Origin of the sequence: Archangium lipolyticum, from assembly GCF_024623785.1 — a bacterium.
Classification (GTDB): domain Bacteria; phylum Myxococcota; class Myxococcia; order Myxococcales; family Myxococcaceae; genus Archangium; species Archangium lipolyticum.
Map to the genome: position 1 here is coordinate 50,323 of NZ_JANKBZ010000021.1, position 25,322 is coordinate 75,644.

Annotated in this window: 18 protein-coding genes; 6 read left to right on the forward strand and 12 right to left on the reverse strand. The window is 68.9% G+C overall.

Annotation, left to right across the window (positions count from 1 at the left end; all coding sequences use genetic code 11):
* Nucleotides 1-63 precede the first annotated feature (63 nt).
* Nucleotides 64-942 carry a BsuPI-related putative proteinase inhibitor gene (locus NR810_RS34045; protein ID WP_257458632.1) on the reverse strand — a complete coding sequence of 293 codons (879 nt, stop codon included), beginning with the start codon at nt 940-942 and terminating at the stop codon, nt 64-66.
* Between the two features lie 135 nt (nt 943-1,077).
* Here NR810_RS34045 and NR810_RS34050 point away from each other — a divergent pair, with 135 nt between their 5' ends.
* The 4 genes from NR810_RS34050 (at nt 1,078) to NR810_RS34065 (ending at nt 7,727) form a co-directional block, all read left to right on the forward strand.
* A complete protein-coding gene (locus NR810_RS34050) occupies nt 1,078-3,183 on the forward strand; it encodes an ATP-binding domain-containing protein (protein ID WP_257458774.1) in 2,106 nt (701 codons plus the stop codon).
* 70 nt (nt 3,184-3,253) lie between these two features.
* The gene (locus tag NR810_RS34055; RefSeq protein ID WP_257458633.1) at nt 3,254-3,850 is read left to right on the forward strand and encodes a DUF2378 family protein; all 597 of its coding nucleotides are present in this window, start codon (nt 3,254-3,256) and stop codon (nt 3,848-3,850) included.
* Nucleotides 3,851-4,088: 238 nt separating this feature from the next.
* Nucleotides 4,089-6,167 (forward strand): hypothetical protein, encoded by a 2,079-nt coding sequence (locus NR810_RS34060; protein ID WP_257458634.1) that lies wholly within the window; start codon nt 4,089-4,091, stop codon nt 6,165-6,167.
* 360 nt (nt 6,168-6,527) lie between these two features.
* Nucleotides 6,528-7,727: a heparin lyase I family protein gene (locus tag NR810_RS34065; RefSeq protein ID WP_257458635.1), complete on the forward strand. Its 1,200-nt coding sequence runs from the start codon at nt 6,528-6,530 to the stop codon at nt 7,725-7,727.
* 4 nt (nt 7,728-7,731) lie between these two features.
* Here the strand turns inward: NR810_RS34065 and NR810_RS34070 are convergent, their stop codons facing one another.
* Together NR810_RS34070 and NR810_RS34075 are read right to left on the reverse strand one after the other, a co-directional pair.
* Nucleotides 7,732-8,232, reverse strand: a complete 501-nt coding sequence (locus NR810_RS34070; RefSeq protein ID WP_257458636.1) for a CBS domain-containing protein — start codon at nt 8,230-8,232, stop codon at nt 7,732-7,734.
* A gap of 229 nt (nt 8,233-8,461) precedes the next feature.
* Nucleotides 8,462-8,836: a glutaredoxin gene (locus tag NR810_RS34075; protein ID WP_257458637.1), complete on the reverse strand. Its 375-nt coding sequence runs from the start codon at nt 8,834-8,836 to the stop codon at nt 8,462-8,464.
* A gap of 253 nt (nt 8,837-9,089) precedes the next feature.
* Here NR810_RS34075 and NR810_RS34080 point away from each other — a divergent pair, with 253 nt between their 5' ends.
* Nucleotides 9,090-10,694 carry a serine/threonine-protein kinase gene (locus NR810_RS34080; protein ID WP_257458638.1) on the forward strand — a complete coding sequence of 535 codons (1,605 nt, stop codon included), beginning with the start codon at nt 9,090-9,092 and terminating at the stop codon, nt 10,692-10,694.
* Nucleotides 10,695-10,721: 27 nt separating this feature from the next.
* Here the strand turns inward: NR810_RS34080 and NR810_RS34085 are convergent, their stop codons facing one another.
* The 8 genes from NR810_RS34085 to NR810_RS34120 all read right to left on the reverse strand — a co-directional run bounded on the left by NR810_RS34085 (nt 10,722) and on the right by NR810_RS34120 (nt 23,753).
* Nucleotides 10,722-11,033 carry a hypothetical protein gene (locus tag NR810_RS34085; RefSeq protein ID WP_257458639.1) on the reverse strand — a complete coding sequence of 104 codons (312 nt, stop codon included), beginning with the start codon at nt 11,031-11,033 and terminating at the stop codon, nt 10,722-10,724.
* A 145-nt stretch (nt 11,034-11,178) separates the two neighbouring features.
* Nucleotides 11,179-12,666 (reverse strand): transcription termination factor Rho, encoded by a 1,488-nt coding sequence (rho, locus tag NR810_RS34090; RefSeq protein WP_257458640.1) that lies wholly within the window; start codon nt 12,664-12,666, stop codon nt 11,179-11,181.
* Between the two features lie 302 nt (nt 12,667-12,968).
* Entirely contained in the window at nt 12,969-15,452 is a 2,484-nt protein-coding gene (gene sppA, locus NR810_RS34095; RefSeq protein ID WP_257458641.1) for a signal peptide peptidase SppA, read from the reverse strand.
* A gap of 47 nt (nt 15,453-15,499) precedes the next feature.
* Nucleotides 15,500-16,720 carry a PEGA domain-containing protein gene (locus NR810_RS34100; protein ID WP_257458642.1) on the reverse strand — a complete coding sequence of 407 codons (1,221 nt, stop codon included), beginning with the start codon at nt 16,718-16,720 and terminating at the stop codon, nt 15,500-15,502.
* 23 nt (nt 16,721-16,743) lie between these two features.
* Nucleotides 16,744-18,168, reverse strand: coding sequence for a PEGA domain-containing protein (locus NR810_RS34105; RefSeq protein WP_257458643.1), 1,425 nt, complete (start codon nt 18,166-18,168; stop codon nt 16,744-16,746).
* 100 nt (nt 18,169-18,268) lie between these two features.
* Nucleotides 18,269-20,206 carry a DNA gyrase/topoisomerase IV subunit B gene (locus NR810_RS34110; protein WP_257458644.1) on the reverse strand — a complete coding sequence of 646 codons (1,938 nt, stop codon included), beginning with the start codon at nt 20,204-20,206 and terminating at the stop codon, nt 18,269-18,271.
* A gap of 12 nt (nt 20,207-20,218) precedes the next feature.
* Nucleotides 20,219-22,603: a DNA topoisomerase IV subunit A gene (parC, locus tag NR810_RS34115; protein WP_257458645.1), complete on the reverse strand. Its 2,385-nt coding sequence runs from the start codon at nt 22,601-22,603 to the stop codon at nt 20,219-20,221.
* 469 nt (nt 22,604-23,072) lie between these two features.
* Complete coding sequence (locus NR810_RS34120) at nt 23,073-23,753, reverse strand: hypothetical protein (RefSeq protein ID WP_257458646.1); 681 nt, start codon at nt 23,751-23,753, stop codon at nt 23,073-23,075.
* A 136-nt stretch (nt 23,754-23,889) separates the two neighbouring features.
* Between NR810_RS34120 and NR810_RS34125 the strand changes: the two genes are divergently transcribed.
* On the forward strand, nt 23,890-24,549 hold the full coding sequence (locus NR810_RS34125) for an MBL fold metallo-hydrolase (RefSeq protein ID WP_257458647.1): 660 nt from the start codon (nt 23,890-23,892) through the stop codon (nt 24,547-24,549).
* Here the strand turns inward: NR810_RS34125 and NR810_RS34130 are convergent.
* A complete protein-coding gene (locus NR810_RS34130; RefSeq protein ID WP_257458648.1) occupies nt 24,525-25,262 on the reverse strand; it encodes a M50 family metallopeptidase in 738 nt (245 codons plus the stop codon). The genes NR810_RS34125 and NR810_RS34130 overlap by 25 nt on opposite strands.
* Nucleotides 25,263-25,322: the final 60 nt, after the last annotated feature.

Here is a 25,322-nt window from a genome sequence, read left to right on the forward strand (position 1 = left end):
GCGAGGGGGCCCCTCCGCCGGAGCTCGCGCGGAAGGGCGCCCATGGTCCTACGGAAGCATCACTCAGAACAGCGTGTACACGCGGATCTGGCTCTCTCCACCCTTGGGAGGAACCGCGCCATGGTACTGGCCCAGGAAGGTCCCGCTGACCGTGTAGTACCCGTCCGCGACGGAGGACCCGCTGTTGTTCTTGAACGACCACGACCCGGTCAGCTCGAGCGACTCGCCAGGGGCGAGCACGAGCTGCGCCGGCGTCTGGTTGAAGGTCTTGCCATGGGACCAGGTCCACACGGTCTGCCCGCTGGAATTCCTGGCACCGAAGTCATGGAGCTGCTCGGTCGGAGAGGTGATCGTCACCGGGTAGGTCGCGATGTTGGTGAGCGTCAGGACCAGACGGGCCGACGACGACGAGAGCCGCGAGTACTGGCTCTTGTCGGTGGAGAACGTCACCTGGAGGGGATCCGGGGTGAACAGGACGACATCCTGCGTGGCCACCTTGGGACCGCTCCGTCCCAGGTACTGGCCCAGGAAGGTGCCGCTGAGGGTGAGGGTGCCGTCGAACACGCCGCTCCCCGCGTCATCGACGAAGCCCCAGGTCTCCTGTGCCCGCCAGATCTCACCCGGAGCCAGCGTCCTGCTGGACGAGCCCGGGTCGAAGGACTTGCCATGGGACCAGGTCCACACGGTGGTGCCATTGGCGTCACGCGCCGCGAAGTCATACCGCTGTCCATTGCTGAACGAGACGGTCACGGGCAGGAGGGAGGTGTTCTTCACCTCCAGGGTCAGGGTCGCCTGCTCACCGCGCTCATAGTTGCTCTTGTCGGCCGTGAGGCTCACCGACAGGGGGTCGGCGAGCGCCGGGAACGCAGGGGCGAGAGAGAGCACCAGCGCGAGGCTCCACACCGGCAGCCATGATGCAATCCACGATGTTCCAATCCGCATGAGGTCGGGGCTCCATTCAGCAGGGGGGAATGCTGCTATCTGTTGTTGTTGTCGTTGGTTCTGAATGGATCAGCTTCTGAGAAAAAAGGTCGTTACATCCCGAGCGTGGATGTGAAGATGGCCGGCGGATTCGGCATGAGGAGCACCGTGGGAGAACTTCCACAGCACGCACAGTCAATCATCGCGGAGGAGGAGGCACTCCTCGGTCGCGTGCTCGCGTCATTGGAGGCCGCGAGGCAGCGGGGCGACAGCCGTCATCAGGAGACGCAAGGGCTCGTCGCCCAGTTGCAGGTGCTGCGTGACGAGGCGGCCACCGCACCGGTGGCGGATCTCCCGCACCTGCTCCATCAGATGAACCAGGCGCGCGCCCTCCTGGAGCGCCAGGGGACGACCGTGCTGCCGGAGGCCAACGCCCCGTACTTCGCGCACCTGCGCGTGGATGGGCCCGCGGGCATCCGGGACTACCTGCTGGGCCGCACCAGCTTCGCCGACGCGTCCGCCGACGTCCGCATCATCGACTGGCGCTTCGCCCCGGTGGCCCGCGTCTTCTACCGCTATGGAGAGGGCGACTCGTACGAGGAGTGGTTCGGCGAGCGGCTCTCCGAGGGCACCGTCGAGGTGCGGCGGCTCGTCGTCATCGAGCGCGGGCGGCTGACGCGCATCCAGTCCGGCACGCTCGTGCTGGCGCGCACGCCCGAGGGGACCTGGCGGCTGTTGGGCTCGGGACCTTCCTCCCTGCTCGCGGGCGGCTCGGGGACGGCGGTGCGGCCGGGTCAGCTCGGAGTGGGGGAGGGGGCCTCGGGGCGCGAGGGGGCACTCGACGTGACGGCGATGCTCGACGCCGAGCAGTTCGAGGCCGTGAGCGTGGCCGCGGACCAGCCGCTGCTCGTGCTGGGGAGCGCGGGCAGCGGGAAGACCACGGTGGCCCTCCACCGGCTCGCGAAGATCGCCTTCGACGACCACGCGCGCTACCCCGAGTCGCGGATGAAGGTCATCGTCCCCGAGGAGGGGCTGGCGAGGCTCTCCCGGCGCCTGCTCGCGCCACTGGGGCTGGACAAGGTCTCCGTCGAGACGCTCGACTCCTGGGCCGCCATGGCCGCGCGCATTTCGTTCGGCGCCAAGGCCATCAAGCTGTGGGAGGACACGCCACCGCTCGTCGCGAAGCTCAAGCGGCATCCGGCCCTGCGCCTCTCGCTCGCGGCCCGGCTGGGAGTGCTCAAGTCCTCCGTCACCACCCTGCCGCCCTTGCGCAAGCGGCTCGCCGAGGTCTTCACCGACCGGCGCTTCCTGGAGGGCGTGGTCTCCCGCTCGAATGGGGACCTGCCGCTCACCGCCGTCGACGAGACGGTGCGGCACACGATGCTGCAGATCGCCACGCCGCTCTCGCAAGAGCTCGAGGGCGTGGACCCCGAGCGACTCCAGACGCTCGACGGCAAGTCCCTGGAGAGCGACACGCCCGACGCGCTCGCCGGTACCCTGGACCTGGAGGATCTGCCGCTGTTGCTGTTCCTGCGCTTCCAGGGAGGCAACCTGGGCGCCGTGGGCCGGCTGGTGCATGTCGTGCTCGACGAGACCGAGGACTTCTCCCTCTTCGAGCTGTTCGTGGTGGGCAAGCTGCTGGGCGAGGCCCGGAGCTGCACGCTGGCGGGCGACGAGATGCAGCAGACCTCGACGAGCTTCGCGGGGTGGCCCGCGGTGCTCTCGGAGCTCGGCATCCGCGACGCGGCCACGTGCCGGCTCCAGGTGTCCTACCGCTGCCCCAGGCCGGTGACCGAGCTGGCGCGCAAGGTGTTGGGCACGCAGGCCACCACGGCGGTGCCCCAGGCGGGCCGCGAAGGAGCGCCCGTGGGGTTCCACCACTTCCCGGACGAGGCCCAGGCCCACCTCTTCATCGGCGAGGCGCTGCGCGACCTGCTGGAGCGCGAGCCCCACGCGTCCGTCGCCGTCATCGCCAGCGGCCCCGACCAGGCGCGCGCCTTCCACCGCGTCGTCGCGGACATGTCCTGGGCCCGTCTCGTGCTGGAGGGAGACTTCTCCTTCGAGCCGGGCGTCGACGTGACGGATGTGGACAACGTCAAGGGGCTCGAGTTCGACTACGTCGTCATCCCGGACGCGACGGCGCGGGCCTATCCGGCTCATGACGAGGCACGTCGCAGGCTGCACATCGCCATCACCCGGACCTCCCATCAGCTCTGGATTGTCTCGTCGGCGGTCCGCTCGCCCCTGCTCGCTGAAGCGTGAGGAGCGCCGGGGGAAGAGCCGCGTGGCCAGCGTGACCGGCCCTGGACGGTCGTGGCAGAATGAGGAACTGATGGAACAGCGTGCCCAGCTGTTGTCACGGCTGTCGAGGTGCCGTCCGGACCATCAGGTCCCCGGAGTGTTCCTCGAGGCGGTTCTCGCGTCGGCCGATGCCCGGGGGGCCGAGGTGGGCGAGCTCGCGCGGCGCCAGCTCGGTGACGTGGGCCGGCTGGTGGAGAACTACCGCTACCCGGTGGCCTGGATGCTGAGGATGCTCGACGTCATCGGGCAGGCCGCGGAGGCCAGCGGCGAGTCCTACGGCGAGGCACTCTTCCGGGCCGGCCAGGATGCGGGCCTCGCCTACGTCCGGAGCACCGTGGGCCGGGTGCGGATCCTCGGAGCCATGACGGCGGGCATGCACCGCACCCTGGAGGGCATCCCCGGCGCGGCCTCGGTGGCGGTCACCTTCGGCGAGCACTCCTACCGCCGGCTGAGCCCCAACTCCGGAGAGCTCGTCTTCACGCAGGACCTGATTGGCCTCGCCTGGAACGCCGGCATCGTGCTGTCCAGCACCACCGCCGCCCTGGCGATGGGTCCGGATGAGCTGAAGATCGAGGGCATCCCGACGGACGAGGATGCCAGCAGCTTCCTCCTCCGCCTCAACTGGTAGTTCCCAGCCCTCTCTGGCAAGACAGGGATTGGTCTCGCGCGGTGTGCGGAGGCTGCCCGCATTCCCTGACAGCCCTGGCGTCCCAGTGCGGCGGGAGTGATGCTTTTCCATGACAAGCGCAATCCGGCGGAGGGAACAATGACTTTCAGTCTGGTGCTTGACGGGGAATGGTGGGGCGTGTTTCTTGATGCCTGAGAGCGATTGGGAGCCTCGCGCGTGTGACAGCAGGGGGAATGCCATGCAGGGAAGCACGGAAAGGCTATCGGTCACCGGTCCGTACTCGGGGTACTCGCTCCATGGTCCGGATGGCATCCAGGTGGTTCTGCCCGAGCAGGGACTGGTGCTGGGCCGGGCGACGCTGCTGAGCCCCACGGCGGTGTGGGCCCTCTCCGGGAGCGTGGCGGACGCGCTGATGCACGAGCGGACGCTGCGGGTGTGTCTGGACGCGGGCGGGACGGCCATCGGTCCCCTGGTGGGGGAGGCCCGGTGGAGCGATGCCGGGGGGCGGGGCACCGCGTTGGGCATCCAGCTCGTGGGGGTCTCCCCGGAGCAGGGGCGGCAAATCCTGTCATTGCTGGATGACGCGGTCCTCCGCGGCAGCGCCGAGCCCGAGGCCTCGCCCCTGCCGGTACAGGAGGAAGTCTCCGGAGGCGAGCGCATCGAGTCCATCCTCACGGCCATCGCCGCCATGAGCAACAAGGGCGTGCTGCGCCGGCCGGGCCGGACGGTGCGGGTGGTGTTGGAGCGCCTGGACGCCGAGGCGGGTCTGCTGCATTGGCGATGTTCCGAGCCGGGGGCCGAGTGGGGCGAGCCGCCCTATGAGCTCGAGGTGACGGGTTACAACTCGGCCTACCGGATGCGCCTGGCGGGGCCGGTGGCCGGAGGGGAGCGGCTGGTGACCCGGCTGCCCGAGCGGTTGTGGCGCGTGCGTCACCGCTGGCACCGCCGCGTGCCGGCGCCCCCGGGCCTGCGGGCCCGCTTCGATCATCCGCTCTGGAAGGAATTGGGCCGGCGCGAGCGGGAGCTCGTCGACCTCTCCTTCTCCGGACTGGCCCTGCGTGGTGGGAGCGATGACCTGGTCTTCCCGGGGCTCTTCCTGCCCCTCGAGGTGGAGACGGCTGACGGCGAATCCATCTACCTGAGCGGAGAGGTGCGTCACGTCTCGTCCGCGCGGGGCGACGGGCAGCGGGTGTTCGGTCTGGCGGTCCGGCCGATGACGGAGCGGGACGCGGTGGAGTGGACGCGCCTCGTCTCGCGGTCGCTCTGTCCCAGTACGCGTACCAGCGAGGAACTGCTCGAACCGCTGTGGGAGCTGTACGGCGCGTCGGGCTACTTCGCGCTGGTGGGCAGGCACTCCGAGCACTTCTCCGAGCTCCGCCGGAGCTTCATCGACCTGGGCAGGCGGGCGGCGCAACTGCCACAGCTCTTCTGCCAGACGGTGTGGCCCTCGGAGCGGGGCGTGGAGGCGTCGCTCTCCTCGCTGAAGCCCTACCGTTACGCCTGGATGCTGCACCAGCTCGGGCGGCGGCCCGGGCGGCCGGACAACGTGCCGCACGTGCCGGGGCAGATCCTCCGTGACACGTATCTGCGCACGCTGGAGCACTCGCAGGGCGACCCCGCGTTCCGGTGGATGTTCTGCTACGCCGAGTCCACCGTGCCGTGGATGTACCGGACGCACCTGCGTTTCGCCCAGCGGATGCAGGACGGCGGGCAGTCGTTGGTGATGCCGCTGCGGATGATGGACGTGGAGTGCGGCGAGCCGAGCGGACAGCCGCGGGAGGACCTGGACATCGGGCCCGCGTCGATTGGCGAGAAGTACCTGCTGGCCGGCCAGATCGCCCGCACCCGCCCGGCCTGCTACGTCGAGGCGCTGGACTTCACCCGCGACCGGCTGGAGTTGTGGGGCGTGTCCCGGCTCTGGCAGGAGGCGGGGCTGGAGCGGGAGCGGCGGATCCTCGTGGCGCGCCGTCAGGGCGTGCCCCTGGCCGCGCTGGTGCTCGAGCTGGGTCATCCCGGGACGAGCCTCATCCGGCTGCTGGATGCCGCGCGCCTGTTCCCGCTGTCCCGGGACGGGCGGAGCGCCTACGTGGCGTTGCTGGACGAGGCGCGCCGCTGGTTCGCGCTCCGGGGGCGAAGCTCCTTCGTCTACCTGTGCGAGGACGGTGGCGAGTACGCGAAGGCGGCCCGGTTGCACGACGACCCCGAGGCGCAGCCCTGCCTGTGGATCATCTCCGCATCCCTCGTCCCCGAGTTCCTGGAACACATTCACGAGCAGTCAATCGGCGCTTCCCAGCGGAGCACCTCTCACCACGCGTGAGCTCTCCGGATGAACCGTGCTGGGCACAGCCGTCTGTGACTGGCAACGAATTTCGACTCGCGCGCCTCTCCCTGCCGTGACGCTCGTCACCTTGCTCCTCGCGCGAGCTTCGACGCGTTGTGTTGATTGAGTGACAAAAGTGGGGGATGATCTTTGGCACCTCAAACGTCCGCGAGTCGCGGACGGCTGAAGGAGTCAAAGACACACACGCTGGTGCAATCCCTCTCGGCAACCGGGGTCGAACCCTGGTTGGCGCAACGGGGGAGCCGCGTCTCGCAGATACCTGAACCCTCATCCACCGGCCGCCGCGCGGTCCGGAACCACTCGTCGTCCGTCGACATTTCCTGGAGAGCCCCTGTCGTGAAGAAGACCCTCCTCTTGGCTGAAGTGCTTTTCGCCCTCGCTGGTATCGGCTGTGGTGGAAACCCCGATGACGTGGGTTTCAATTCCAACGAGCCGACGGATTCCCTCGAGGCCTCATCGGACGCGTTGACCACGCAGAACTGCACGCAACTGGCGGCCACCTCGGTGATCGCCAGCGGCAACGATGGCAACGTTCCAGCCAACACGCTCGATGACCGGCCCGACACGCGTTGGAGCATGCTCGGCAAGGGGGCGTGGATCGACTACGACCTGGGAGCGGTGCGCACCCTGTCGGGAGTGGCCATCGCGTGGCACCAGGGCAACGTGCGCGCCAGCAACTTCACGCTCTCCGTCTCCTCGGATGGGATGAGCTATACCCAGGTCTACACCGGGAAGAGCAGTGGCACGACGACGGCGGCGGAGACGTACTCCTTCCCCGCCCGCTCCGCGCGCCGCCTGCGCATCTACGTCAACGGTAACACCGTGAATGACTGGGCGAGCATCGCGGAGGCCCGCGTGTGCGGGACGTCCTCGACGGGCTCCGGCGGCACCGGCTCCGGCGTGGTGTGGCGTGGCGACTTCGAGACGGGTGACCGCTCCCAGTGGTCCAAGACGCAGATGGTCAGCTCGGACCGGCTGCAGGTGTTGTCCTCGCCCACCCGCCAGGGCAGCTACGCCATCAAGGTGACGGTGAAGCAGGGGGACAATCCCATCAGCTCCAGCGGCAACCGCAACGAGCTGGTGCGGATGACGAACGAGAAGGAAGGCGACGAGTACTACTACCGCTGGAACACGATGTTCGCCTCGGACTTCCCGAGCGCGAAGACCTGGCAGCTCTTCACCCAGTGGCACCACTCCGGCGACAATGGCTCGCCGCCGGTCGAGTTCTACGTCAATGGTGAGACCATCTACCTGCGCCTGCAGGGCAGCACCGTGGTGTGGAGCACGCCGCTGGTGCGCGGGCAGTGGCTGGACTTCATCTTCCACGTGAAGTGGTCGGCCAGCTCGAGCACCGGCTTCGTCGAGCTGTACCTCAACGGCCAGCTCGTCCTGCCCAAGAAGTACTCGGCCACCCTGTACAGCGGGATGACCAACTACCTGAAGGTGGGCCTGTACCGGAACAGCACCATCGCCCCGACGGGCGTGGTCTACCACGACGGCTGGGTCCAGGGCCGGAGCCTGGCGGACGTCCAGTAGCTCCTCAAGGGAGCCCGGCCACCCACCGCACCAGGTCGGAGGTGGTCACGAGCCCCGTCAGGGCACCCCCCGGTGCCACGACGGGGACCCGGTGGACGCCCGCGATGGCCATGACCTTCGCGGCCTCGGCGAGCGAGGCGCCCGCCGGCACGGTGAGCACCTGCCGCGTCATCACGTCCTCGACGGTGGTGTCCTCGAGGACGTGCTGGCCGGAGGGCAGCGTCACGGAGTCCGCGGAGTCCTCGTCGAGCTGGTGGCGCACCAGGTCCGTCTTGGACAGCATCCCCACGAGCAGGCCCGCCTCATCCACCACGGGGAGCCCGCTGACGGCGTGCTCCAACATCAACTCGGTCGCCGTGCGCAGGCTGGTGTCCGGGTTGACGGCGATCACGTTCCGGACCATCACCTCGTCCACCGTGCACAGCGCCGGGGCGGGCAGGCTCTCCGTCTCTTCCGCGTAGAGGGAGGAGGCGATCGGGAGGTCGGTCAGAAGGGTGGCGCGCATGGTGGTGCTCCTGTTCAGGGGCCCCGCTCCGCGTCTGGCCACTGCGCCCACGCTTCTGGAGGCCCGATGCTCAGGCCCTCTCAGTGCAAAGTAGGCGCCAGCCCGTTCCAGAGGGCTTTTGTGGGGAGGGTGCGCAGGTCCTGCGTTCGGGTTGGCCGGTCGCGCAGGCCCTGCACCTCCTCGCTGGCCCGCCCGTCCACCACGCGGGCGGGCGCCTTCGGAGCGTGCCTCAGCTTCCGAGCAGCTTCTTCAAGGAGCCATCCGCCAGGGCCTTGGTCGTGTCGTCGAAGCCGCCGATGAGCACGCCGCGGACGAAGACCTGGGGAAAGGTGGGCCAGCCACTCCACATCTTGATGGCGAGCCGCTGCTTCCACATGCCGAAGTAGCTGCCGTACTCGAGGTAGGTGAACTGGATGCCGGCCTCGGTGAGGGCCTGGCGGACCTTCTTCACGAAGGGGTTCTGCGCCATGCCCACCACGACCACGGCCTCGCGCTCCACGGTGGTGCGGACCTGGTCGACGACGTCTCGGTGGAAGCTGGCCATGGCCTCCGCCACGGCGGGAGCTCGCTTGCCTTCGGGGTGCAGGGGTCGGGGGGTTGTCATATGGGGCGCCAACCTAACGAGCGCCTCTTCGCGGCCGCAATCCAAAACGCCGGGTCAGGATCGAGCGGTCTCCACGTCTCTCTTTGACGGATGGAGCGGTGGCCACGCTGATGACGGCGAGGCCGAGCGCGATGAACCCCGAGCATGCCCGTGCTGCCGGTTCCTCCGACGCGCCCGCCGGTGCCGGCTTGGCCACCGCTCCGATCCCCCCGTATCCTCACTTCAGGTCCGAGTGGTGTAGAACAGGGGGTCGATGGAGCTCTCCCAGGTCAGGCCCTACCTCTCGGCGCCCAACTCGTTCGAGGGCACGTCCCTCGTGTCCGAGGAGGTCCGCTCCTTTCTTCAGGAGCGGTTGGAGCTGCTCTACAAGGCGCTCTTCGTCCTCACCTTCGCCTTCTACGCCTTCACCACCCTGGCCGCCGTCTTCATGGTCGGGGTGCCGTGGACGCGTGCCCTGGTGGATCCCAGCTACGCCTTCCACCTGGTCGGCACCGTGCTCTCGCTGATCCTCTGGTTCCTGAGCCGGGGCCCCTCCCGTTCCCTGCGCGCCCTGTCCTGGCTGGACAGCGTGGGGCTGCTCTGCGTGCTCTTCCTGCTCAAGCTGGATGCCTACTTCGACCGGGACACGTTGTCGCTCCTGCTGTGCACCAACGGCGCGCTCATCTCCCACGCGGTCATCGTCCCCAGCTCCGTTCGCCGGACGTTCTGGATCTCGTTGATTGGCGCCCTGCCGGATGCGCTCGTCGCCGCCAGGATGGCCTACGCTCGGGGGCATACCGACATGCTCCTGCCCATCCTGGACGTGCTGCTCTGGAGCGGAGTCGCCGTCACCATGGCCACCCTCGTCTCCCACGTCATCTACGGCCTGCGGAAGCAGGTGCAGGCGGCGCGGAAGCTGGGGCAGTACACGTTGATCAAACGGCTGGGCGCAGGGGCCATGGGCGAGGTGTACCTGGCCAGCCACGCCCTGCTGCGCCGCCGCACCGCCATCAAGTTGCTGCGCGCCGACGCGGACGGCCATGGTCTGGTGCGCTTCGAGCGTGAGGTGCAGCTCACCAGCCAGCTCACCCACCCGAACACCATCGCCATCTACGACTACGGTCGCACCGCGGATGGGCTCTTCTATTACGTGATGGAGTACCTGGAGGGCGTGGACCTGGACGGGCTGCTCTCCGTCGCGGGGCCGCAGCCGCCCGCGCGGGTCATCCACATCCTGCGTCAGGTGTGCGGCGCGCTCGAGGAGGCGCACGGGTTTGGTCTGCTCCACCGCGACATCAAGCCCGCCAACCTGTTCCTGTGCCGTCGCCGGGGCGTGCCGGACCTGGTGAAGGTGCTCGACTTCGGACTGGTGAAGGAGGTGGGGGGCGCCGAGGACGTCTCCGCCCAGCGGGTGCACCTGGTCGTCGGCACGCCGCTCTACCTCGCTCCGGAGGCCATCGTCTCTCCGGCGCGGGTGGATGCGCGTGGAGATTTGTATTCGCTGGGCGCGGTGGGGTACGCGCTGCTCACCGGCTGCCATGTCTTCGAGGGCCGCTCGTCGACGGAGATCTGCTCACACCACCTGCACACGCCGCCCACTCCGCCGGCCTCGCGGTTGGGCCGCGAGCTGCCGAAGGACCTGTGCGACATCCTCATGCGCTGCCTGGCGAAGCACCCCGATGAGCGCTACGCCAGCGCCCGGGAGCTGCGCGCCGCGCTGGAGGCCTGCGCGGACGCGGGGAAGTGGACCGAGGAGGCGTCCGAGCGTTGGTGGGACGAGAACGGCTCCCTGATGGAGCAGGCCCGGCCCCGGCGAGAGCCCTCGGGCCTCACCGGGACGCAGACCCTGGTGACGGAGATGGTGGGCCGCGTGGCGTAGTGCTCGGGTGCGTCCTTCAACGAGCGCCTAGATGCTCGGACAAGGCTCGGCGTAGAACTGGCCTGGGACGCAGGGCGCGGCGCAGTACACGACGTTGCTGCTATAGCTGCATTCGCTTGAATTACTGCAGGTAGTCAGGCGTGTGCGATAAACCCAGGTGCTGGTTTGCTCATTGAAAGTCTTGAGGCATTCCCAGCCGCACTGCTTACAGGCGCAGCCCTGGGGACAGGAATAGTCCAGGGTCTGGGTCCGGGTTCCGCTCTGCTCGTCGACATCGATGGTGCCACCGCACGCGCTCCAGGCGATGGATGCAAACAGGAAAATGAAGAACTTCTTCATGTAATGTCTCCTCTTGGAAGGAGCGCTGCATGTATCAGAGCCTGGCGGAATTCCAAAATGACGAAGGGTCCGCCCCCCGCCGGTTGATGGCGGAGTGCGGGCCCTCGTGCATGCGCCTCGTCGCGCGGTGAGACGGCTCAGCGGCTCACAGCTCCTCGAGGAACTCGTCGTTGTACGTGTAGCGGCTCAGCCGCTTGACGAGCGCCTCCATGGCCTCCACCGGCTTCACCGCGAAGAGCATCTGGCGCATCTTCTTCACCTTCTCGTACTCCTTGTGGGTGAAGAGCTTCTCCTCCTTGCGCGTGCCCGACTGGCCGATGTTGATGGCCGGGAAGATGCGCTTCTCCGCCAGGAACCGGTCCAGCGTCACCTCGGAGTTACCGGTGCCCTTGAACTCCTCGAAGATGACCTCGTCCATGCGGCTGCCCGTGTCGATGAGCGCCGTGCCCACGATGGTCAGGCTGCCGGCCTCCTCGGTGGCTCGCGCCGCGCCGAAGATGCGCTTGGGCCGCTCCAGCGCCCGGCTGTCCACGCCGCCCGACAGCGTCCGGCCCGAGTTGTCCACTTCCTTGTTGTAGGCGCGCGCCAGCCGCGTGATGGAGTCCAGGAGGATCATCACGTCCTTGCCGCTCTCCACCAGCCGCCGCGCCCGCTCCAGCGCCAGCTCGGCCACCTTCAGGTGGTCGCCCGTCGGCCGGTCCGAGCTCGAGGCCAGCACCTCGGCCTTGATGCTGCGGCGCATGTCCGTCACTTCCTCGGGGCGCTCGTCGATCAGCAGCACCATGAGGTGGATCTCCGGGTGGTTGGACACCACCGCCTGGGCGATCCGCTGCAGCATGATCGTCTTGCCCGTCTTCGGCGGCGCCACGATGAGCGCGCGCTGGCCCTTGCCGATGGGGGCGATCAGGTCCAGCACCCGCGTCACCATCTCGCGGTGGCCGCTCTCCAGCTTGATGCGCTCCACCGGATCCACCGACGTCAGGTCGGCGAAGTGCGGCAGGCGGCCCACCTGCTCCAGCGGGCGGCCATCCACCTGCTCCACGCGCTGGATGAGGCCCTTGTTGCCCTTCGTCTGCGCGAGCGCGTTGATGTACTGGCCCGGGCGCAGCCGCAGCTTCTGCACCAGGTTCTTCGGGAGCTCCGCGTCGTCCGGCGAGGGCAGCAGGTTGCGCTTGAGCTGCCGCAGGTAGGCGTTGGGGCCCTTCACCTCGGTGTCGAGCACGCCCTCCACCGGCGCCAGCGAGGGCTGGGGCGCCGGCTGATGCTGCCTCGGCTGTCCACCCTGATGGCCCTGGTGGCCACCGTGTTGCCCGCCCTGCTGCTGCTGCTGTTGTTGCTGCTGCTGGGCCATCCGCTGCTGGTGCTGCTGCAGCTCCTGGGGCGTCAGGAATACCTGTTGTTGCTGGCCGTCCGGACCGGGCACCAGGCGGTAGGCCTGTCCCTCCGGGGTGAAGTGCACCTGTGCGCCCCGGCGGCGGCGGCGGCGACGGCGGCGGCGGCCTCCACCCTGGCCGGGTTGGCCTCCACCGGGCTGGCCCGGCGTGGACGCGGAGCCCTCACCCTCATCGGGGCCCTCGTCGCCCTCGTCATCACCATCATCCACGTCCGGCGGCGCCTCGGCACGGGCGGCCATGGGGGACGGGAGGTCTCGGGGATCGCGGTTATCGGTTTCGCTCATGGTCTACGGGAAGTTGCGGTGCCCCCTGAGAGGGGGTCCCCCGGCGGGAGCCGCACGGAGTCGATGACTGTGGGACAGAAGCCCGGCGCGGGGTCCTCGGGAAGGCTCTCGCGTTGGCGCGAGCCACCCGCCGACCGAACCGCCGGCTCCTGGAGCGTCCCGATGGCCTCGAGGCCAATCGGAAAGCGCCATGCAACACTAACAGAGGACACGCCGGGCGACCCGAGAATTTCGCGTTTCAATGTCCTCCCCGTGACTCACCGGACAGTCAGGGTGAAGGGTTGGGAAGCCTTCAGGCCCGGCTCCAGCATCCCCGCTGAGTCCAGTCCCGTCTCCCGGACGAGTCCTCGCACGCCCGGCGGGAGGGCGGGCTCGGGCGTGGGAAGGAGGTCCGCCAGTACCCCGGGCTCCCCACCCATGGAGGACAGCAGTCCGCGAGGCTCGCCCAGCACCACCAGGTCCAGCTCCTCCCGGTCGGGCACCCCCGCCCGCTTGCGCGCCGACGCCACCGCCTCCACGAAGCCGCCCAGCGAGTCCACCAGCCCTCGCTCCTTCGCCGCCGCGCCGGACCACACCCGCCCGCGCGCGAGGGTGTCCACCCGGGCCTTCTCCATGCTCCGCGAGGCGGACACCTGGGTGATGAAGTCGTCGTAGGCCGAGTCCACCCAGGCCTGCACCGCCTTCTGTTCCTCCTCCGTCCAGGGTCTCCACACGCTGAGCAGGTCGGCCATGGGCGCGCGGGTGAGGGTCTCCTGGTTCACCCCCAGCTTGTCGCCGAGCAGGCCGCGCAACGCGGGCTTCAGGAAGAAGACGCCGATGCTTCCCGTCAACGTGGTGGGGGCCGCCCAGATTTCGTCGGCGCCCATGGCGGCGTAGTAGCCGCCCGAGGCCGCCACGTCCCCCATGGAGGCGATGACGGGCTTGGCCTTCTTCGCCTCCAGCACCGCGCGGTACATCAGCTCCGAGGCCAGCACGTCGCCTCCGCCCGAGTCCACCCGCACCACGATGGCCACCACGGAGGGGTCCTTCCGGGCCCGCTCCAGCGCGAGCGCCACCGTCTCCGCTCCAGCGATGGCCTCGCCTCCCAGCGGCGAGCTTCGGCTCTTGCCCCCGGCGATGCTGCCCAGGACGGGCACCACGGCGATGCGGCGGCGGCCTCCCCAGCGCGGCTCCCGCTCGTTGCTCGGCGAGTAGGTCGGGTCGTAGCGCGCCCCGGGCGCCAGGGCCTCCAGCTTTGCGTTCAGCTCCTCGGGCAGCAGCACCCCGTCGATCAGCCCCAGCTCCTTCGCGCGGGCGGCGGTGAGGATGCCCGTGCGCCAGGACTCCCGCAGGCGCTCGGGATGGATGTTGCGCGTCTTGGCCACCTGCGCCTCGTAGTAGCCCGTCTGGGTATCCAGGTAGGCCTCGATGGTCTCGCGCTGCGCGGGGCTCAGGTCCCGTCGGGTGAGCTGCTCGGGGGCCGTCTTGTAGTCGCCCACGCGCGCCACGTCCCAGGTGACGCCCAGCTTCTCCATCGTCCCGCCCAGGTAGGTGACGCTGGCGGACAGGCCGTTGATGAGCAGCGAGGAGCCGGGCAGCGCGTACACCTCGTCCGCGGCCGAGCCCACGAAGTAGGACGCGTCATCCACGCTGTAGAGCACCGCCATCACCCGCTTGTTGGCGGCGCGCAGCCTCAGCACCGCCTGGCGCAGCTCCTCCGCCTTGGCCCAGCTCACGTCCGGCAGGCCCGAGACCTTCAGCAGCACGCCCTTGAGCCGCGGATCCTTCGCGGCCTCGTCCATCCACTTCAGCAGCTGGATGTACGGGTCCGAGCCGGTGATGCCGAGCAGCGACAGCGCGGGGTTGCCTCGCGCGCTCAGCCGGTCATCCAGGTCCAACATGGCCACCGAGCCCGCATCGAGCCGCAGGGCGGGGTACTTCTGGCCGGAGAGGCGCACCGCCACCACATGGTCCAGCCCGTCCCGCTCCGAGCCCCCGGCCGCGTAGGTGACGCCGAAGTTCGAGGTGTCGAGCGTGAGGGCGACCTGCAGTGCCAGCGAGCGATCCGCGCCGAGACCCTGCGAGAGCCCCGCCCCCAGGCGCACACCGGAGACGAGGTTGCCCAGCAGCGTATAGGTGAGGCGCCCATTTCCCCAGTCACCCTCCCGGGCGAGGTAGTCCGCGCTCAGCGTCAGGCTCTCGCCGAAGGGGCGCAGGCCCACGGCCAGGTTGTAGCGGCGGGGCAGGGAGTAGGGCCCCTCCTCGGGAGCGCTCACGTCCTTCACGACCAGACCCAGGGAGAGGAAGCGCGCGGGGCGGACGGTGAGGCCCAGGTCGAAGCTGGAGAGCCAGTCCAGGGCGTCGTCGCGCGAGGAGTACCCGTTGTACGCCGCGCCGAGCGACAGCTTCTCCCCGCCGAGCGCCAGGCCGAGGGACGTCTTCCGGTAGTCCGGCAGCCCTCGCCCGCGGATCCACTCCATGCTGAAGCCCGCGCCCAGGCCGCCCAGCAGGGTGCTGCCGAGGTACAGCCCATCCCCCAGCTGGTCGTGCGCGAGGTCGCGCTCGTGCAGGTAGAAGAGCTGGGCGGGCCCCACGTAGCGCAGGCCCGCGGGGTTGACGGTGAGGGCCGTGGCCTCGTCCACCAACGCGGCGGAGGTAGGGGGCAACGTCACCCCGCGCGGGGGCGTGGCCGGCTGGAGGACGAGCGCCGGTTGTGCGAGCACGAGACCGGGCAGCAGCAACAGGAAGGGAAGGGCACGCATGGCCCCCGGACTCTAGGTCCCGTGCTCCGGCGCACAAGCGCCGCGTCTCACCAATCTTCGGTTCCGTTCACTGCCTCCAGTGGATCCCCCTTCTTCGACTTCTTCTCCTGGGTGCGCCGCTTGCCGCCGCGGTCCTCGCTGTTCCACTCGTCCGTGCCGTGGGAGTTCTCCAGCGGATCCGAGGACTTCACCACCTTCTCCCCGCCACCCTCGGCATTGTTCACCAGGTGATTCACCAGGCGGTTGATCTCCGACTTGAGCTGTCCGAACTCGTCGCCCTGCAGCACCACGCGCTTGGTGCCGAGCCGCTTGCCGGTGCGCATCTCGAACAGGCCCAGCACCAGCTCGGTGGTGTTGTTGTCCGGCATGTCGCGCACGGTGCCCACCAACCCCTGCTCCAGCCCGAGCGATCTGCCCATCCCCGCCACCGACGGGTTGGAGACGTTGCCCCCGCGCATCACCTCGGCGGCCACGCCGTCCAATTTGGTGTCATAGGCCTTGTAGACGTCCGTCGGCTGCAAGGCGGTGCTCGCCTCCACGTCGTCCGGGCTCACCTCGAGGATCTGCCCGTACTGGCGGAAGCCGGGCCGCTCCAGGCGCAGCAGGTGCTTGCCCACGGACAGCGTCGGCACCGTCACCGGGGTGTAGCCCTTGAACTCGTTGTCGATGAAGACACGGGCGCCGGCCGGACGCGACTTCACCGTCGCCCCCCCGCGCAGCGCCGCGTTGACACCTGTGGCCACCTGCAACCGGAGCGCGATGAGCTCCTTGCTGAAGCGCTTGGTGTCCAGCTCGTAGGTGGCATTGAGCGACATCAGATCCAACAGCGCCAGCTTCGCCTCCTCCGCGTCGCCGCGCAGGTGCATCACCGCGGCGTAGAGCGCGGTGGCGTCACACAGCGGGTTGCACGAGGCCGTCATCGCGCCGGCGGCCTTCTGCAGCTCCTTGAGGGTGGCGCGTATCTTGCGCTCGGCGTCCTCGTAGTCCTTCTTCGTGAAGGCCTCGAGGCTCTCCTTGTAGCCCTGCTCGCCGCGCTTGAGGGAGGCCTGTGCCTCTTCATCCGGCGGCATGCCGAAGAGCTCCTCGGGCTTGCGCACGGTGTAGCCCTGGAACTGGCCCAGGGCTTCGTTCATGTAGTTCTCCAACCGCGGTCCGCTCGCCTCGGCCGTGGGATCCATGGGCACGATGAGCGCGGAGACACGCCGGGGTCCGGCGGGTGGAGCCGCCAACGCGAGGGTGGGGAGGAGGAGGAGCGCAAGGGCTTTCATTCGATGGACCTCGGAAAGGAACGCTACCAACCGGCGCCGGGGTTCCCCAGCCGTGGGCCCAGCAGCTTGGGCTGGGGTTGGGTGGCCAGGAGGATGCTCGCGGTGGTGGCCGCGGCCACTCCGCCCACGGTGGCCCAGAACCAGGGCTTCTTCACGACGGCCGGCAGCGCGATGGGCAGCCTGGAGGCAGGCAGCACCTGCTTGCCCGTGACGAAGTCGTGCACCCGGGCCACGGCCTCCTGGCCGCGTGCCTCTCCGGGCTTCAGCACCACGCCGTGCAGGCGGTTCGCCAGTTGGGTGTCCCACGCGTGCAGCGTGGTCACGGTCCCTTCACGCGCCTGCTTCACCACCGCGAGCACCACGTAGCGGGCGCCGAGCCGCTCGCCGATCCGCGCCACCTCGGGCGGGAGCTTGTCGGTGCCGAGCGTCGGAGACCTGGACACGTTGGCGGCGAGATCCTGCACCGCGGACAGGCTGGGCGTGGGCTCCAGCGTGGGCCGCAGCTCGGCGCGCTTGGAGGAGGCCACCTCCTGGAAGGTGCCGAAGGGCAGATGCCCGGGGAGGGTGAGCACCACCTGGTGCGCACCGGGCATGAGCTCCACGTCCTTCAGGGGCGTGGTGCCCACGTTCTGCCCGTGCAGCATCACCTGCGCGCCCGCCGGGAGGGAGTCGATGGCGAGCGTGCCCCGTGGCTGGCGCGACAGGCCCACCTTGGCGGCGTTGAAGGCCTCGTGCACGTCCTGGCCGAAGAACTCGGTCTCGGGCTGGACGGTGGGGGAGGCGAGCAGCGCCTGGGTGAAGGACTCCTGTGCCCCGGCGGCGTCCCCGTTGAGCATCCGCGAGGCCCCCAGGAAGATGTGGACGCGCGCCAGCCGCTCCGGCTTCGTGTCCACCGCGTACCGCCGGTAGAAGGCCGCCGCCTCGGCGAACTTCTTCGCCGCGGCCTCCGTGTCGAGGTTGTCGTAGAGGCTCTTGCCCTCGTCGAAGAGGGCATCTCCCTGCTTGAGGGAGATGGGCGGCGGCAGCGGGAAGAGAGGGGCGAAGTCCACCAGCTGCACGTCCGGCCAGGCGCCGAGCGCACCGCGCAGGTCGGTCTCGATGCGGGAGGCGGTCTCGGTGGTGTTCTGGGCTACCGGGACGGCCAGCACCGCGACACGGCCTGCCCAGGCGGGAGGCGGGAGCTGCTGTTCCTGGGGGGCGGGGGCGGGCTCGGAGGGCGCGGCCGGGGCGTTCTGGGGCGCCTGGGCCTGCTCGGGAGCCTCCGCTGGAGTCTCGGCCGGGGCGGCCGTGGGCTCCGGAGCGGGTGTGCCCTGCTCGGCGGGCGGCGTCTTCTTCTTCGACTTGCGGGACGAAGCGGCCGGACCACCAGGGGCGGCTGCCTTCGTCACACCGGGGGCGGCACCCAGCAGGAGCGCCAGCGAGAGGGCGAGGGGGGTCTTCAGATGCACGAGGCGGGATGCTAGCCGAGCCGGGGGGCCGGGCACCATGCCCCGCGAGACGCCAGGGGGCGGTCCGGGAGGGCCCGGTCCCCGCCCCCGGCGGCGGGTCCTACACGTCCAGCTCCTCGACCTCGTTGGCGCTCTCCATGATGAACTTGAAGCGCGCGCTGACGTCCCGGCCCATCAGGTCGTTGATGACCTGGTCGGTCAGGAGCGGGTTGTCGATGGTCACCTGGAGGCTCTGACGCTTCTTCGGATCCAGCGTGGTCTCCTTCAGCTCGTCCGGCGTCATCTCACCCAGACCCTTGAAGCGCATGACGCTGGGCTTGGCGTTGCCCTTGACCTTCTCGCGGATGATCTGATCGCGGTGGGCCTCGTCGAGCGCCCAGTACGTCTCCTTGCCGATGTCCACCCGGAAGAGGGGGGGCTGGGCGAGGTAGACGTGCCCCTGCTCGATGAGGGGGCGCAGGTGCCGGTAGAAGAAGGTGAGCAGCAGCGTGGCGATGTGGTTGCCGTCGCTGTCGGCGTCCATCATCAGGAAGACGCGGCCGTAGCGCAGCTTGGTGATGTCGAAGTCCTTGCCGATGCCGCAGCCCAGGGCGCTGACGATGTCCGTGAGCTCCTTGTTGCCCACCACCTTGTCGGTGGAGGCCTGCTCGGCGTTGAGCACCTTGCCACGCAGCGGGAGGACGGCCTGGGTGCGCCGGTCGCGGCCCTGCTTGGCGCTGCCACCTGCGGAGTCACCCTCGACGAGGAAGAGCTCGCTGGTGCCCGGCTCCGTGGAGGAGCAGTCCGCCAGCTTGCCCGGCAGGTTGAGCCGGTGGCTGACGGCCGTCTTGCGGCTGATGGCCTGCGAGGCGGCGCGGCTGGCCTCGCGGGCGCGGGCGGCCAGCACGATGCGGGCCACCACCGCCTCGGCGATGGACTTGTTGTCGTTGAGCCACTTCTCCAGCGCGGGGCGGATGACGCCGTCCACCTGGGCCGTGGTCTCCGGGTTGTTGAGGCGCCCCTTCGTCTGGCCCTGGAACTGCGGCTCCACCACGTAGGTGGAGAGGATGGACGTCATGCCCTCGCGGATGTCCTCCGCGGTGAGCGTGACGCCCTTGGGCGTGAGGTCGTGCGTCTCGATGTAGTTGCGCACCGCCTTCACCACCGCGCCGCGCAGACCCGCCTCGTGCGTGCCGCCCAGCGGCGTGGGGATGCCGTTGACGTACGAGCGGATGTGCTCGTCCGTGGCCTCCGTCCACACCAGCGCGGCCTCCAGGCGCACCCCGTTGTCACGCGAGTGGTAGAAGATGGCCGTGCTGCCAGCCGGCACCACCGGCTTGCCGCGCTCGGCCACCACCTTGGTCAGGTACTCGGCGATGCCGCCATCGTGCTTGAACTCCTCCTTCACGGGCGGGGTGGCCGTGTCGTCCTTCCAGACGACCGTCATGCCCTTGTGGAGGTAGCTCTTCGCCTCGAGCCGCTCGCGGATGAGCTTCGCGTCGAACTTCAGCTTCTCGCCGAAGATCTCCGGATCCGGCTCGAAGGTCATGGAGGTGCCGGTGCCACGCGCCGGACCCTCCGCCTTGAGCGCGCTGGTGGGCCTGCCCTTGCTGTACGTCTGCACGTGGCGCTTGCCGTCGCGCTTGATCTCCACCACCAGCTTGCGGGCGAGCGCGTTCACCACCGAGCTGCCCACGCCGTGCAGACCGCCCGAGTGGATGTAGTTGCCCTGCTCGAACTTACCGCCCGCGTGAAGCGTGGTGAGGATGATCTCCACCGCCGGCTTCTTGAACTTGGGCATGATGTCGATGGGGATGCCTCGCCCATCGTCCACCACGGTGATGGTCCGGCCGTCCTTGTGGAGCGTGACTTCCACTGTGGACGCATAGCCGTTGATGACCTCGTCCACCGAGTTGTCGAGGATCTCCCACAGCAGGTGGTGGTAGCCCGTGCTGTCGGTGCCACCGATGTACATCGCCGGGCGCTTGCGGACCGGCTCCAGGCCCTCGAGGACCTGGATGTCCGCGCCCGTGTAGGTCGTCTTCTTGGTCGTCGCCATGACAGTCTCCGGCTACTCCTTCTTCTGCTCCGGCAGCGGGACGAAGAGGGGTGCGCGCAGCACCTCCTTCACCGCGTCCTTGCGCGACATCTCGTGACCCTTGCCGCCGCGGCCCGTCACCTCCTGACGGCCCGGGTGCAGGGTGAGCTTGCGGCCCTTCTGCGTCTCGAAGGTGACTCCCGCCTCCTTGTTGCCCGAGGGCACGACCTGGAAGTCCACCACCCGATCACCGTCATCCACCTTGATGACGGTGACGCCCTTGCCCGGGCCAGCCAGCTCGTTGATCTCCGCCACCTTGCACACCAACACATTCGTGTGCTCGGTGAGCACGCCCACCAGGTCCTTGTCCTCCACCGCCTGCACGCCGACGATCTCATCGCCCTCGCCCGTCTTGGCGTAGCGGCGGCCGGCGCGGGTGGAGATCTCCAGGTGCGGGGCGAGCGGGAAGCGCATGCCCATGCCCTGCTTCGTGACACCCAGCAGCTTCTCCGGGCGCCACAGGCGGTTGTCGAGCGACAGCGCCGCGACCACGCGCTCGCCGTCGTCGAACTTGAACAGCTTCTGCACCGGGTCGCCGTATCCGGTGGAGGCCGGCACGTCGTTGAAGCGGGTGACGTAGGCGGTGCCGAAGTTGCTGAAGAGGACGAGGTTCGCCTTGAGGCTGCCGGCGAGCACCGTCATCACCGCGTCACCCTCGCGCAGACGGGTGGAGTTGGGATCCTTCACCTCGCGCACGCGCTTGATCCACCCGTCGCGGGTGAGGACGACGTGGGCGTCCTCGTCGGCGATGAGGGCCTCGGCGTCGAAGGTCATCTCCTCGGCGCCACGGAAGCTCACCTTCGTCCGGCGCTTGCCGGTGCCGTAGGCGGCCTTCACCTCGGCCAGCTCGTCCTTCACCGTGGCCCACAGCCGCTGGTTGCTCTTGAGCAGCGCCTCCAGCTCCTTGATCTGCTTGCGCTTCTCCTTGAGCTCGTTCTGGACGACGAGGATCTCCAAGCGAGCCAGCTTGTAGAGCTTCATCTCCAGGATGGCGTCCACCTGGAGCTCATCCAGCTTGAAGCGGGCGATGAGCTTCTTGGCGGCGTCCTGCTTGCCCTCGGAGGCGCGGATGATGCGGATCATCTCGTCCAGGGCGTCGTAGACCTTCTCGAAGCCCTCGAGGATGTGGACGCGCTTCTTGAGCTCGTCGAGCTGGTACTGGATGCGGCGCTTGATGACCTGGAGACGGAAGTCCAGGAAGTACTGGAGGATCTCCTTGAGCCCCAGCCGCTTGGGCGTGCCGACCTCGGGGTTCTCCGGGTTGGGCACGAGGCACGTGAGGTTGACGTTGAAGTTCGTCTGGAGGGGCGTGTTCTTGTAGATGTACGCCATCACCAGCTCGGGGCTGGCCTCCTTCTTGAGCTCCATCACGATGCGCACGTCCTTGGTGGACTCGTCGCGCACGTCGACCACGAGCGGCAGCTTCCGCTCCCGGACGATCTCGCCGATCTTCGCCACCAGGGTGGACTTGTTCACCGTGTAGGGGATGGACGTGATGATGATCTGCTGGCCGCCGCGCTTGAGCTCCTCGAGCTCGTACTCGCCGCGCAGACGCACACCGCCCTGGCCGGTCTCGTAGATCTCCTGCAGCTCCTTCTGGGAGTTGAGGATCTCTCCGCCGGTGGGGAAGTCCGGACCCTTGACCCACTTGAGCAGCTGCTTGGTGGTGAGGTTGGGGTCATCCACGAGCGCGGTGAGCGCGTCGCACAGCTCGCCCAGATGGTGGGGCGGGATGTTGGTGGCCATGCCCACGGCGATGCCCGTGGTGCCGTTCATCAGCAGGTGAGGAACGCGCGAGGGCAGGACGATGGGTTCCTGGCGGGTGCCGTCGTAGTTGGGGCGGAAGTCGACGGTCTTCTGACCCAGCTCGTTGAGGAGCTCGTCGGCGAGCTTCTCCAGGCGGCACTCGGTGTAACGGTAGGCGGCGGCGGCGTCGCCATCGAGCGAGCCGAAGTTGCCGTGGCCGTCCACGAGCGGGTAGCGCAGGGAGAAGTCCTGGGCCATGCGCACGAGGGCGTCGTAGATGGCGGAGTCGCCGTGCGGGTGGTAGGGGCCCATGATGGCGCCGACGACCTGGGCGCACTTCTTGTACTTGGCCTCGTGCGAGAGGTTCAGGTCGTTCCACATGCCGTACAGGATGCGGCGCTGCACGGGCTTGAGGCCGTCACGCACGTCCGGAAGGGCGCGCGAGGTGATGACCGACAGGGCGTAGTTGAGGTAGCGCCGACGGGCCTCCTCGGCGAGCCCGGCGGGAGTGGCGCCACCACCACCCCCCGCAGCCGCGGGCGCACCATTGCCGCCCCCGCCGCCCGAGGCCCCCTGCTTCTTCCGCGTCTTGTTTTCGGCTTCTGCGAGCATGCTCATGTGTTCAGGTCAGGACCGTTCGTATCCCTGTGAAACGCGGGGCGCGGCTCGCGCACTCCGCACCCGGCCCAGCAAATGATGAGCGGGCGGAAGTAGCACGGCCCTCCGTCAAAGGGAACAAAATCGAGGGGTTGCAAAGCCTCGGGCGTGGGGTTGCTATACATCTGTTCAGTGTCTGGGGCTACGAAATCAATCATCCAAGGGCTTGAAAAATGGGGTCATTCCGCTTGCCTGCCTGGGTTGGGACCGGGACGACGGGTAGGGGCGCGGGCCGGACTGGAGGAGGGGGCATCGCGACGGCATGGACCCGGATCCAAGGGCCATTGGCGGATATTGGATCAGGGGTCTGACATGACTCGTGAGGTTCGCCTCCTGGTGTGCAGGGCTACCAGGAGAGCGTGGGCCCGGGCTTTCATGCCCTCCTGACGAGGAGGCATGCCATTTGAGGCGCAGTTCCCTCCGCCTACTTGCTCTCGGTGCCGACGCGCTTGCCGCCCTGCTGTGCCGTTCCCCAGCTCCCGCCGCGCCGGAAGATCATCACCTTGCCGCTGCTGGCGCTCCCGCTGAGCATGCCGGGGATGGTGGCCTGGAGTGCCTTGCTGCCGGGCGGGTGGTAGACGACGCGCACCTTGCGGCCCGAGGGCAGGTTGCCCGTGGCGTCGATGAGCAGGAAGATCGTGTTGCCCTCGATGTGGATGCGCTCGGGATCTCGCCGGTGGTCGAGCTCCGTGAGCAGCTCGCCGTCATCCACGGTGCGCGATTCATCCGACAGACGACGCACCTTGACGCGCAGGTAGCCATCCGTGTTCGTGCCGGAGAGGTCTCTCGTGCCCTGGACGATGACGGCCAGGTCCGCGCCATTCTCGGGGACCTTGTCGGAGAGCTTCAGGCCCGACTGCGTGCTCGCATCCGTGTCGAGCAGCACGGTGGCATTGGCACAGCGGTTGCCACACTCCTGCCCGAAGGGCGGTTTGTCGAAGCGCAGCCGCAGCGCGAAGTCGCTGCCCTGGGGGCCCACCGTCGCCTCCACCACCACGGGGCGCTCCTCGTCCGGTGGCGGGGTGTAGCGGAAGGTGGCCCGGTCCTTGGCCATGGCGCTCGTGGTGAGCAGGGTGAGGGCCAGGGGGAGCAGCGGGTTCTTCAAGCGGGGGCCTCCTCGGCGTGGGGGGAAGGGTCCACATTCAAATGCGAAGCGGTGTCCCGTCTCAAGAGCGGTCCTCTTCCCGCGCGCGGAGCATAGAGTGGAGACCCTGGGGCGGAGGCCCGCCCGGAGGATACCGATGCAATCCCTGTACGTGCGCCAGTTGAAGCTCGGGCCGATGGACAACTTCGTCTACCTGGTGGGCCCCAAGGACTCGCCGGAGGTGCTGGTGGTGGACCCCGCGTGGGACGTGCCCGCCATCGAGAAGGCCCTCGCGGAGGACGGCAAGCGCCTGGTGGGCGCCTTCGTCTCGCACTGCCACGGTGACCACACCAACGGGCTGCCGGAGCTGCTCTCCCGGCACGACGTGCCGGTGTACGCGCAGCGTGCCGAGGTCGACTTCTCGGAGGATCTGCGCAAGCTGGCGGGAGGCGCGATGCGCCCCCTGGGCCCGGGGGATGCCCTCACGGTGGGCGGACGCGGGTTCCAGGCGTTGCACACCCCGGGGCACACGCCGGGCTCGCACTGCCTGCTGGCGCAGGACGCGCTGGTGTCCGGCGACACCGTCTTCATCAACGGCTGCGGACGGTGCGACATGCGCGGGGGAGATCCGGAGGCGATGTACCGCTCGCTGTCGCAGGTGCTGCTGAAGGTGCCGGACAGCACGCGGCTCTTCCCCGGACACGACTACGCGGACGTGCCGGTGGCGGCCATGAGTGACGTGCGCCAGCACAACCCGTACTTCGCCTTCCCGGACGTGGCTTCCTTCGTGGCCTACCGGATGCGCCCGAGGCGCTGAGGCCCGTAGCCCATGTTCTCCGGGGGCGCGGCGCGCAGCGACCAGCGGGCGAAGAGGCCGAGCACCGCGAGCGAGACGAACGACCAGAGCGCGGCCCACGCCCAGGAGGGCACGGGGGTGAGGTGGGCGAGCAGGGCCGCGTCGCTGGCGGAGCTCACGGTGCCGTGCCACAGATCCGAGCGCAGATCGAAGGCCACATAGAGCGCGGTGAAGGCGGCGAGGAAGAGGTTGAGCATGTCCACGCCGCTGTCCGGGAGGAACTTCGCCGCGAGCCCCAGCACGAGCGCGGTGCCCATGCAGAAGGCCAGGGTGAAGCCGTCGCCGGCGTAGAGGACGCCCATCACCGCGAGCCACAGGCACGCCGCGCCGAGCACGAGGCGGCGCAGCCGGAAGCGGAAGGTGGCCAGCAGCAGGAAGGCCCCGGCGAGCGCGCTGCCCACATAACCGGCGGAATAGACGGCGACCTGGGCCATCATCCCGGAAGGCAGGCGGGACAGACAGGCCCCGGACTCGTTGGCGGCGAGGGTGATGCGGTCCACGGCTCCGCCGGTGAGCAGGGTGGCGAGTGCGTGACCGCTCTCGTGCATCATCACCACCAGCAGCTTCAGGGGCCACAAGGCGGGCGAGTCCCAGAAGTACCAGCCCGCTCCCAGGAGCACGAGGAGAAGGGCCACCCGGCCGAAGTCCAGCTTTGAGCCGCTCGAGGTCTTCATACGGGGCCCACAACATGTCCACTCGGGGCTTGTTCCACGGGACTCCTCCCGCTCCCGGGG